Source organism: Azospirillum isscasi, from assembly GCF_030849505.1.
Classification (GTDB): domain Bacteria; phylum Pseudomonadota; class Alphaproteobacteria; order Azospirillales; family Azospirillaceae; genus Azospirillum; species Azospirillum isscasi.
In genome coordinates this window covers 35,202-45,956 of record NZ_JAUJFI010000024.1, presented here as the reverse complement: position 1 = coordinate 45,956, position 10,755 = coordinate 35,202, and the positions used below count along the sequence as shown (strand labels likewise).

Annotated in this window: 6 protein-coding genes and 1 tRNA gene; 3 read left to right on the top strand and 4 right to left on the bottom strand. The window is 68.7% G+C overall.

Translation table 11 applies throughout. The features are described 5' to 3' along the window. The first annotated feature begins 142 nt into the window (after positions 1–142). Positions 143–219, top strand: a tRNA-Met gene (locus tag QSG27_RS07545). A 654-nt stretch (positions 220–873) separates the two neighbouring features. Here QSG27_RS07545 and QSG27_RS07540 read toward each other — a convergent pair. From QSG27_RS07540 to QSG27_RS07530, 3 genes are all read right to left on the bottom strand, one after another. Beyond that, positions 874–5,241, bottom strand: a complete 4,368-nt coding sequence (locus QSG27_RS07540; protein ID WP_306704759.1) for a hypothetical protein — start codon at positions 5,239–5,241, stop codon at positions 874–876. A 554-nt stretch (positions 5,242–5,795) separates the two neighbouring features. After that, a complete protein-coding gene (locus QSG27_RS07535; RefSeq protein ID WP_306704758.1) occupies positions 5,796–5,999 on the bottom strand; it encodes a hypothetical protein in 204 nt (67 codons plus the stop codon). Next, on the bottom strand, positions 5,999–6,826 hold the full coding sequence (locus QSG27_RS07530; RefSeq protein WP_306704756.1) for a GIY-YIG nuclease family protein: 828 nt from the start codon (positions 6,824–6,826) through the stop codon (positions 5,999–6,001). Before QSG27_RS07530 ends, QSG27_RS07535 begins: the two co-directional genes overlap by 1 nt. A gap of 363 nt (positions 6,827–7,189) precedes the next feature. Between QSG27_RS07530 and QSG27_RS07525 the strand changes: the two genes are divergently transcribed. After that, positions 7,190–8,134 carry an ArdC family protein gene (locus QSG27_RS07525; protein WP_306704755.1) on the top strand — a complete coding sequence of 315 codons (945 nt, stop codon included), beginning with the start codon at positions 7,190–7,192 and terminating at the stop codon, positions 8,132–8,134. Between the two features lie 88 nt (positions 8,135–8,222). Here QSG27_RS07525 and QSG27_RS07520 read toward each other — a convergent pair whose 3' ends face one another. Continuing rightward, positions 8,223–8,399: a hypothetical protein gene (locus QSG27_RS07520; protein WP_306704753.1), complete on the bottom strand. Its 177-nt coding sequence runs from the start codon at positions 8,397–8,399 to the stop codon at positions 8,223–8,225. A gap of 212 nt (positions 8,400–8,611) precedes the next feature. Here QSG27_RS07520 and QSG27_RS07515 point away from each other — a divergent pair, with 212 nt between their 5' ends. Next, positions 8,612–10,717, top strand: a complete 2,106-nt coding sequence (locus QSG27_RS07515; protein WP_306704750.1) for a ParB/RepB/Spo0J family partition protein — start codon at positions 8,612–8,614, stop codon at positions 10,715–10,717. Positions 10,718–10,755 lie beyond the last annotated feature (38 nt).

The following is a 10,755-nucleotide window of genomic DNA, read 5'->3' as shown; positions in this document are numbered from 1 at the left end:
GTCTTAAGACGTGGGAGAGTAGGTCGCCGCCAGGTCACCACGGCACACGACCAACCACACCGGTATCCCGGAGGGCCCAGGTCCGCAACACACTTCACCCGACAATCGTCCCACACCTCCTGGTTCCACCAGACAGGACATCCGCGGGGTGGAGCAGCCCGGTAGCTCGTCAGGCTCATAACCTGAAGGTCGCAGGTTCAAATCCTGCCCCCGCAACCAAATCTAAGCCCCTGAAAACGTTCGGTTTTCAGGGGCTTTTCATATCCGGAATCATCCCTCCCCGGACCGCTTCCGGAATCAAATCGGAATCATTTGGGCGGAAATTCCCGCGCGCTTTGGCGTAGACGGCCGGGCGCTGGTCGGGGGAATCTGCTTCGGAGAGGGGAGAGCGGCGGGGCTTGATCAGCGACTCGCCAGCCAGTCGCGCAGCTTCGTCCAATGACGCCCCTCGCCCTGTATGGGGGTCGCAAGCGCGTCTGGAAACGGCGAAAGGGATCAACCTTGCGGCGAACCATTCCGTGGCTCCCCAGCCTCTGCGAGTTCGCCCGATTGGGCGAGGGCCCCGCGCGCGGCGTTGCGCCCGGCGAGCCGCTCGGTGCGGACGTAGTCGATCAGCGTCCTCGGTTCAGCGTGGAGGGTGGCCAGCAGGATGTCCTGTCCCTTGATCGCTGCGGTGGTGACAAAGTCGGCGCGCAGGCTGTGGCTGGCAGCATGCCCTCGGTTACGGCAGTCGGCTGGTCCGGCGGGAAGGAGCGTGCGGTCGGGGTGGGGGCTGGGCCATGGCTCACACTCGTCCGGATCGGCGTGTCGTCCCGGCACCCGGGCTTCGGCGCCGTGGATTGGGCAGCCGCACGTGGTCCGTCGGCCACGTTCTCATTCGGAGGCCTTTGCCATTCTGGTCCGTGTCGACCTTTTTCTGCCCGGGGCAGGCGCGGTTCCCGCCCGCGCCTTCAGCTTGGCCGCCTTGTCCTTGTCCCACGGGGTTATGTCGATCCCGATCACCCTCAGCCCATGGACCCTGGGATCGTTCCTCTCAAGGGTTTTCGCTGAGTCGTTGAGGATCCGGAGGAGGTCAGCGAATGCACCGGACCGTTCCGTGGTCCTGTCCGGCTTCTCGATCTTCCACGTGCGTTTCTCGATCAGGCACAGCAGCAGGATGCCATGACGGGATCCGACCGCCCGCATGTACTGGCCGACGAGTTGGTCCTTGAGCGTGCTCTTGAGCTCGGCCACCGTATAGCGGCCTTTCTTCAGCGGTTTGATCTCGATGCTGACCACCCCGGCCTTAGGGGTGCGGAGGCGGATGTCCGGCTTCTTGTGGTCGGCGACCTCCTCCTCGCGCGTCACGTCGTACCGGCCGCGGCTTTCCCGCTCGAGCCGTCCAGCGAAATAGCGCTGCAGGATCTCCTCCTTGGTGCCGGGAGGAAAGATGCCGCGATCACCGAAGGCTCGCTCCTCGATGTCGTGACGGATGGCTTGCAGCCGGTTGCATGCTAGGCGGAACAGATCGTCGGGGGTCCTTGGATCGCGCTCGTGTTCGTCGGCGAAGGCCACGATCTCGCTCGGCTTCCAAACGACAAATTCGGCGGCTTTCTCGCCGTGCCGCCGGATGGCGGCGCGAAAGAGATGCTGGGCCTCCCCAATGTCCGGATCAGCGGCCAAGCGTGTCAGGGCCGCATGTGCCTCGGACCCGTCGATCTCTCCGAGCAAGTCTACGAGGCGATCACGACTCTCAACAGCCCGATCCTCGGGCTTGAGGGTGACGCTGCCGAGGACGGTTTCCCGGTACGGATCATTGCGTGGCGGCAAATGCCGGTAGACGGTGGAAATGAACGTCGCCAGCTGCGATGGCTGCCGGAACACGGCATGCCAATCAGTCTGGGTGTAATCATCCTCGCCACAGAGAATGTTGACAATAAGGTCTCGGGCATTGGCGGGATTGGCCGTCAGGACCGACTCCACGAAGCTCCAGGCGGCCGCGACGTCGCTGCGCAACCATGCCCACAGCCAATGCCAAGCCGCCTCACCATCAGTCTTCCCGAGGCTTCTGGTCTGCCGGGCGCACAGATCGGCGAAACGGACGGCGTCCTCGCCGTTGACGTGAACAGCGATAGCCAAAGCTTTGGTCAGGGCCTCTGCGTCCAGGCGGGGGTCTGTCTCTAGCAGCGCCAGCACTGCGCCAGCGACGAGCTTGGCGGTCGCTTCCAGGGCGGCAATGGCATCCAGGCTGTGCCAGTTACGCATCGTCGCCGACAGGTTCCCCAGTGCCGTATGGATTTCGGTGAGGAGAACCTTCTCTACCACATCGGGCTTCGCGTCGAGCAAAGCTCCGAACCAGTCCGGGAGCCCGTCGCGTTCATGTAAGGCGTAATGTACCGCGATCCGTGCCTCTTCGGGCGGCAGCCCAGCAAGGTCACTGCCCGTGGAGGCAAAGACCGCAAGGCCAGTGAGTCCGACCCGGACTTCGGGCGTGACTGGAACGAAACTGCTGCGTTCCGATGGCAGCAGCGGGCACCAGCGGCGCCACCACGACACAAGGGCTTTCTTAGCAGCGTCCGCGCTCTCGACACCGAAGCTGTCCTGCAGCGACTGGATATTGCTCTGGCCCCATCGCGTCGTCGAGCCAGGGAGGTGACGCATCAGGCCAGTCAGAAAACAGAGAGTGTCAAACACGTCGTCGGTGCGAAACGCGGCGCCGGTGCGGATCGCCGTAATTTGTGCCAATCGTGCAGCCTTACTTGCTGCCATTTTCGCTTCCGCCCTATCCTGGGAGATCTCTGGGAAAAGTAATCCAACCAGTGGCGGTGCGATCCCCCACGGCCGTTCATCCGACCCGGTGGCTAGCAGCCCAGTAGCTATGATTACGCTCTCAGATCGGCTCTGCAGCCCGGCGGCCTTGGCATGCCGGTCGGCGATCACTCGGGCACCGAACTCCAGCTTCTGATGGTCATCGGCCGCCTCGACCTCCGCCGCCCTCGCCAGCAGCCCGTCCGCATCCTCCGCCCGTGACTGGCAGAACGTTCCCTCCAGCCTTGTAAAGTCCGCCCGCGGGTTTCCGGTGGTGGACAGCAAGACTGCGGCGTACAGTGCTTGACGCACCGTGCCGTTCTCGGCGAGTGCCGGCGCCAGAGCGAGTTGGTCATGCAGCGTGACCTCGCTCTTGCTTGCGCACGCCTCCAGCAGACGCAACCCGTAGACCAGGACCGGTGCCGGCTCCCTGCCCAAGCCTGAGGTGCGCTTCACCTCGAGCGTCACCATCCGGCTCACGGTATGAACGAGCCAACCGTAGCGATCCGACAAGCGGAACTCTGGAGCCTGCTGCTGGTCGGGTGCATGGGGAAGGCTGGTGGCCAGCTTGATCAAGGCCGCCAGGAGGGCTTGCCGATGGTCCGGCGGGCAGGCGGCGACCCAGTCCCATCCGACGGTACGGACCGTGTTCGTGAGGACATCGGTCGGCATCGCGGTGAATTTCTCCAACAGTGCGGCCATATCCTCCACCGACAGGGTTTCAGGAAGGAGAGCGAGCCCGATCCGCGCCAGAAGCGCATTGGGCAGGTCCGGTGCACCAAGCGCAGAGGTTCGCAGCCGCGCGCGCAGGGCCGCTTCGTTGGTGGCGTCGACCACATCCACTGCGGCAATCCGGACCCGCAGATCTTGAGCCTCGTCGAACGCAATCGCCAAGGCGATCCCGGCCGCTGGCACTCCCTCAACCCGTACGAGATTGAGCAGGAACCGGCGTACCGCGACCGATTTGTCCGCTCCGGCGAGCAGACTCTGGACGGTGGGCGCAAGCATTGGGTCGGACAAGCGCACCAGATCGTCGTCTTGGATGGTCCAGGGAAGCCACAACGCGTCCCGGTGGGCCTCGGCAAAGGCACGCAGGGCCTTCTTCCGTTCCTCGACCGGAATTCGCGCAGCATCCCCGCCCAGCAGGACGAGTTCCGGGGCCACCCCGACCAGAGCGCCGCGCACCCCGGGGTGCCCGCAGACGACCCAGCCGGCCACCTCCCGCATGGAGGGGATCAGATGCCGCTGCCCATAGACCTCCCGGCTGAGCAGCTCCACCACCCGGCTAACTAGACAGCCGGCCTCCAGGAGGCCCAGCAGCCACCGCCCGGCCAGATAGGCTTGGGTCGATGCGTGATGGAAGCGCACCCGGCCCCCCGGTGCCTCCTCGAACACCGGCCGGCGGAGCAGAGCGGCGATCTCCGCCGCCGACCAGTCGGGCAGCAGCACCGCCGGATCGAGCGCCGGACGCTCTGGGGCGATCTCCAGGCCCGGCTCCGGCAGGCGGATGGCCGGCTGGCGGCACAGGACGGTGGCGCCGGCGAGACGCGCGGCTCCCCGCAACGCCTGTTCCGGCAAGAGGGTGTCCGTCTCCCGATATGCCTCGTTGCGCTCCGTCAGCTTCGCCGTCACGTTCCGGTCCAGCATGTCCCAGCGCGAGCCAAGCCGGCGCTCGCGGTTCCAGAACGCGGCGATCCATTCCATATCCCGCGGCCGCCCGGCCATGGAAATACCGCCGGTCTTTTTCAGGGCATCGAGAAGGGCGTCGGCATCGTCCACGTGGAAATGGTGCGCCATCCGGCGGATCCTTTCCTTGTCCAGCGGCACTAGGCGCACCGTGGTGACGGTGAGCGGCGCCGCCGGATCCGGCGTATGGAGCGGCACAGGGGAGCCAGAGTGGGAGATCTCCGTCCCGCTGGCGGACGGTGCGGGGAACAGCCCCTCCAGCGCCTCGGTCACGATGCCCGCGTCGGCCCCGTGCAGCCAGTCGCTCGGCCGGCAGGACAGCAGCACCCGGACGCGGCCCGCGCCCTGGCGGATCGCCGCGGCGAACGTCCGCAGCGCTCGGGGAAGAGCGTGCGCCTTGGCCAGCTTCGCTTCGTTCACCGCGTCGAGCAGGAAGACGGCCTCGGCCCGCGCCGGGTCCCAACGTCGGAAGGCGGCGGCCTCCTCCCCGGCGAGCGCCTCCGCGAACGGCTGGTCGAGGAGCTGGTCCAGCGCGACGAACACCGCCACCCGTCCCTCGGCGCGCAGCCGGCGGGCCTGTTCCCGCATCTCCCTCGTCTTGCCGATGCCGCCCGGCCCGAGGATCACCGTCAGGCGCATCGCCGGGTCCCGGAGGAGGTCGGCCCAGCCGCGCGCGCCGTCGGTCGGCCACGCCGACCAGTCGGGGCCGTCCTCGACCTCTTCCGGCGACAGGATCTCGAAGCGGCGGTCGAGCTCTGCATAGGGCATCGGGGGCATTCCGGCGGGGTCGGCGTCCGGAAACCCCAGACGTGCGCCGGAAGGGTAGTGGGAGCGCTACTGCGCGAAAAGGGGAGTTTTCGCGCAGTATGTCCCCCGCACACCCTGCTTCGAGGCGGGCCTCCTGGCTCGGAAGCAAAAATCCAACGACTATTATTGCCGCGCGGTCAGCCCAGTGCCCCAGATGGACGTCGGTCCCGGTCGGGGCGAACCAGGGCCAAACCAGCCGGGCCGCGTTGCCCTGATGCGGTCCGGACAACCTTCAAACGACGGTCCGTCGTGGGGGCCGGTTAGCCAGTCAGGTCGGCCAACTCCGAGCTGAAGAGGATCATCAGCGTCTTGCGGATGCCGAGAATGGAGATGGAGCTGTGGCCGGGCACTGTCTCCGTTCCCGACCGCGAGGCACGCGGAGCCTCACCAAGGTCTCCTCCAAGATGGGGAGGACGGTCCGGCGCACGCTGCGCTTCTCCAGCAACGTGTCGGCTGTCCAGGTGTCCCGATCGGCTGCATCGCTTGCTGTGTGAACAGCGTAGCGCTCACCCCCTTCACAATCGACTGAACAGGGTTGAATCGGTGAGCGCGGAAACCGCGATCAGCAGGCGGTCTCCACCGTTCGACGCCGCGGACACGAACGCGTGCGGCGGCCGACCGGGACGGCCGTCCAGAGCTATGACGATGAACACCCGCGACGGCTGGCCGGCCTTCGTGAAGCGGTCACCAACCGAGACGCTTGCCGAACGCCCGAACATCAGCACTCCTCCGGTCGGCGCGCAAGCTCGTCGATGAGATGACCGTAGCGCTCCGGCGGAAGATGCCGCGGGCTGGCCGCCAAGGCCCGCAGCGCAGCGTAGCCCGCCGCGGTGAAATGGGCGCGGGGAAATCCCTGATCCGTTTCGGCGATCTTCACCAGCCCGCGCTCCAGCAGGCTCTGGACGGTGGCCGGGAGTTTCGGTTCGCCTTTCCGCGGGCCAGTCGCCCACCGCTTCAGAAGGATGCCGTCCGCCAGCCGCGGCGGTTCCGACCAGCGGCTCATGAACTCGCGGCGGATCAGGTCGCGTTCGGCGGGGGTGAAGTCCACGGTATCGGTCATGGCCGCGACCGATAGCACCCGGGCGACGTCCGGTCCAGCGGCGGCCGGGAAAACGTCCGCCACATCGAAGGGAAGCGCGACGGCACCGGGCCATGCCAGAAGATGGCTTCGGCAAACGGTGCGGTCGCTGCTGCCGAACCCCGGGACCGGAACCGACAGGGCGGCGAGGCGGGCCACCAGCGCGCATTCGTCGCCGGTGGGAAAAATCCAGCAGCCGGTCACGGTGCCCGCCGCGGTCAGGCGGTCGATGTGCCAGCGGATGCTCTTGTCCCGGCGCATGTGGCGGCCGACGCGGGCACGCAGTCCACCCGGGCCGTGGGCGCTGCCGCAATACAGGTACCGCCCCGGCGGCAGTATGACCTTGGTCCGGCCGGGCAGGGTGACGTCCACCGCCTCCGTCAGCCTTACGAGCAGAACGTAGGCGCCGGCGACGGGAGGGACCGTTTCCGCCGTGCAGTGGAACTGGGAAGCCTGCCTGGACATCATCACCCTCACTTCAGCGTGGCTGGCGTGAGGCGTCAACAGGAAGCCGTCGGTTTCGCCCTTGATCGGGGAATGCCGCGTCCGCGATGACCTTCTTCGTTTTTGGCTTCACCAAGCGGGTGCCCTGCATTCGGTCGGTATTCCGGATGAGCCGGGTTCACCCCCTTCATCGTGGCGTCGATCCCGTCGGCGGTGGCTGTGGACCCTTCCGCTCCGCACTGCCAGCGACTTGGTGTCAGCGCCGGGCCGTTTCGTCTGGCGGCTGGGAGCAGGCGCTCGGAGAAGAGGGAGAGGGCTTGACGGTGTTCGCGACGGGTTTCGGGGCTGGGGGACAGGCTTCCGGCCGGCCCGTCGCGGAGACCCGCCATGCCCGACATTGCGCGAACCGTCCGCGCCGGTTCCGACCGGACCAGCCTCTACGCCGAGATCACCGCCCGCATCATCGCCGAACTGGAGGCCGGCCGGCTGCCCTGGGTGCAGCCCTGGGGAACCCCGGCCGCTGCCGCCCCGCTCGGCCTGCCCCGCAACGCCGCCACCGGCCGCGCCTACACGGGCGTGAATGTGCTCATCCTGTGGGGCGCCGTCGTCGCCTGCGGCTTCTCCAGCCAAGGCTGGCTCACCTTCCGTCAGGCCCTGGCTCTGGGGGGCCACGTCCGCAAGGGTGAACGCGGCACCACCGTCGTCTATGCCGACCGCTTCATCCCCGACGATGAACGTCGGCGCGCAAGGGATGCCGGGGAAGCCCCTCAGGCTATCCCTTTCCTGAAACGCTTTACGGTCTTCAATTGCGCCCAATGCGAGAACCTGTCCGACGGCAGCGCCGTGGCGCCGCCGCCGATCCCGGAGAGGCTGATCCTGCCACGGGCCCAGGCGCTGATCCAGGCTAGCGGCGTCGATGTCCGCATCGGCGGCACCCGGGCCTTCTACAGCCCCCAGCACGATTACGTGCAGGTGCCGTCTCCGGAGGCCTTCTTCGAGCCCGTCAACTGGCATCGCACCGCGCTGCACGAACTGGGGCACAGCACAGGCCACGCATCGCGGTTGAATCGCGACCTGTCCGGGTCCTTCGGCTCCCGCAAGTACGCCTTCGAGGAGCTGGTTGCCGAAATTTCAGCCGCCTATCTCTGTGCGGCGCTCGGCATCGTCCCCACCGTCCGTCACGCCGATTACATCGGCGCCTGGTTGGAGGTTCTGCGCGGGGATGATCATGCCATCGTCCGGGCCGCCAGCCTGGCCAGCAAGGCAGCCGACTACCTCCTCGGCTTTGCGCCCGAAGCCGCCATGACCGATGACGGGCAGGCGGCCATGTGATGGCCGCGCTCCTCCCGCGGTGCCTTGCGCCGGAACCGGCGTACAGCATGGCACCGTGATGACGGGGACCATGCGTTCAGGCGGACGGTCACTTTGATGGGGCCGGGGAACGGCGCCACGAGGCGATAGTCCGCACCGCCCGCAGGGCCTCGACGTTGTCGTCGATGCACACGTGGTGCCGCAGCTCCGCCACCGCCGGCCATTCGCTCCGTTCGTCGAAGGCCCGGCGCACCGCCTCGGCCATCGCTTCGTCCACCACGAACACCGGAGGATCTCCCAAACGCTTCTGTTGCCCCGGCCGGGATGATGCGCGTGGCGGTGCTCTCCCGGCAAGCGGCTGTTCGGGCAGGACACGAAGTACCGGCCCGTTGCGAAGCCACGCTCGGCACCGAAGAGGGAGAGGAGGGCGGACATCGGGACGACGGATGAGGAGGTTGGGAGAGAGGCTCCCGGCCGTCCGTCGCGGAGAAGTTCGACATGGCCAGGCCCAAGATCGTCCTCAACACCTCGCGCGACATCCCCTTCAACAAGCTGGTGCTGTCCCAGGCCAACGTCCGCAAAGTGAAGGCCGGCGTCTCCATTGAGGAGCTCGCCGAGGACATCGCCCGGCGCACCCTGCTGCACAGCCTCGCCGTCCGCCCGGTGCTCGACGCCGAGGGCGCCGAGACCGGCGTCTTCGAGGTGCCGGTCGGCGGGCGCCGCTTCCGGGCGCTGGAGCTGCTGGTCAAGCAGAAGCGCATGAGCCGGACCCAGCCTGTGCCCTGCGTCGTGCGCACCGCCGGCCTCGCCGAGGAGGACTCGCTGGCCGAGAACGTGCAGCGGGCGCCCTTGCACCCGCTCGACCAGTTCCGCGCCTTCCAGACCCTGCGCGAGGCCGGGCTCGGCGAGGAGGAGATCGCCGCCCGCTTCTTCGTCGCCCCCGGCGTGGTGAAGCAGCGCCTCAAGCTGGCCGCCATCGCACCGGCCCTGCTCGACGCCTACGCCGAGGACCGCATGACGCTGGAGCAGCTGATGGCCTTCACCGTCAGCGGCGACCACGCGCGCCAGGAGCAGGTGTGGGAGGCGCTGTCGCGCGCCTACAGCCGCGAGCCCTACCAGATCCGCCGGCTGCTCACCGAGGGGGCGGTGCGGGCATCGGACAAGCGGGCGCTGTTCGTCGGCGTGGAGGCCTACGAGGCGGCCGGCGGGGCGGTGATGCGCGACCTGTTCCAGCACGACGATGGCGGCTGGCTGCAGGACCCGGCCCTGCTCGACCGGCTGGTCGCCGAGAAGCTGGAGGCCGAGGCCGCCACGGTGCGGGCGGAGGGCTGGACGTGGGTGGAGGTGGCGCTGGCCTTCCCCTACGGGCACAGCCGGGGGCTGCGCCGTCTGGCCGGCGAGCCGGTGCCGCTGAGCGAGGCGGAGCAGGCGGCCTACGACGCGCTGCACGCCGAGTACGAGCGGCTGGAGGCGAGCGAGCCGGCGGAAGCGGAAGAGCTGGATCGGGTGGCGCACCGCCTCGCCGAGATCGACGTGGAACTGCGGGCGCTGGAGGAGCGGCCGCTGGTCTACGAGACCGCCGAGGTGGCGCGGGCCGGGGTGTTCGTCAGCGTCGATGTCGAGGGCAGGCTCCAGGTCGATCGCGGCTATGTGCGCCCGGAGGACGAGGCGCCGGTCGAGCCGGTGCTTCCGGCCGGCGGCGAGGAGACGTCCGCCGGCCCGGCCAACGGCGGGAGCGGAGCGGTGGCCGCCCAGCCGGCCGCCATCGCCGGCGGTGCCAGCGTGTCCGCCCCGGTGCCGGTCGCCGGGACTGCGATGTCGGACGACGATGAGGGGCTGCGCCCGCTGCCCGAGCGGCTGCTGATCGAGCTGAGCGTGCACCGTACGCTGGCGCTGCGCGACGCGCTGGCCCAGGATCCCGACACCGCCTTCCTGGCGGCGCTGCACGCGCTGTGCCTGCGCACCTTCGCCCAGCGCCCCGGCACCTCCTGCCTGGAGCTGGAGCTGAAGAGCGCCAGCTTCGGGGTGCAGCCGCCCGATCTCGCCGCCAGCGCCGCGGCCCGGGCGATCGACGCCCGCCAGCGCGCCTGGAGCACCCAGCTGCCGAGCGAACCGGCGGCACTGTGGGAGACGCTGGTGGGGTTCGACGGCGACAGCCGGGCCGCCCTGTTCGCCCATTGCGTCTCCTTCGGCGTCAACGCGGTGCACGAGCCGTGGAACCGGGCGCCGCAGCGCGTCGCCCACGCCGACCTGCTGGCCGGGGCGGTCGGCCTCGACATGGCGGCGGCCGGCTGGACGGCGACCGTGGACAGCTACCTCGGCCGGGTGCCGAAGGCGCGCATCCTGGAGGCGGTGCGCGAGGCCCGCGGTCCGGAGGCGGCGCAGCTGATCGACCACCTGCGCAAGCCCGACATGGCCAAGGAGGCCGAACGGTTGCTGGCCGGCAGCGGCTGGCTGCCTGAGCCGCTGCGCCGGCCGCTGGAGCCGGCGGCCGGTGCTGATGCCGGTGCGGACGGCGATGCGGAGGGCGGTGACGCCTCCCTGCCGGCCTTCCTGACCGGTGCCGGGGACGACGCGGACCGCACCGAGGCGGCCGCCGCCTGACGCGCACGCCGCGGAGCGGCTCCGGCCGCTCCGCCTTC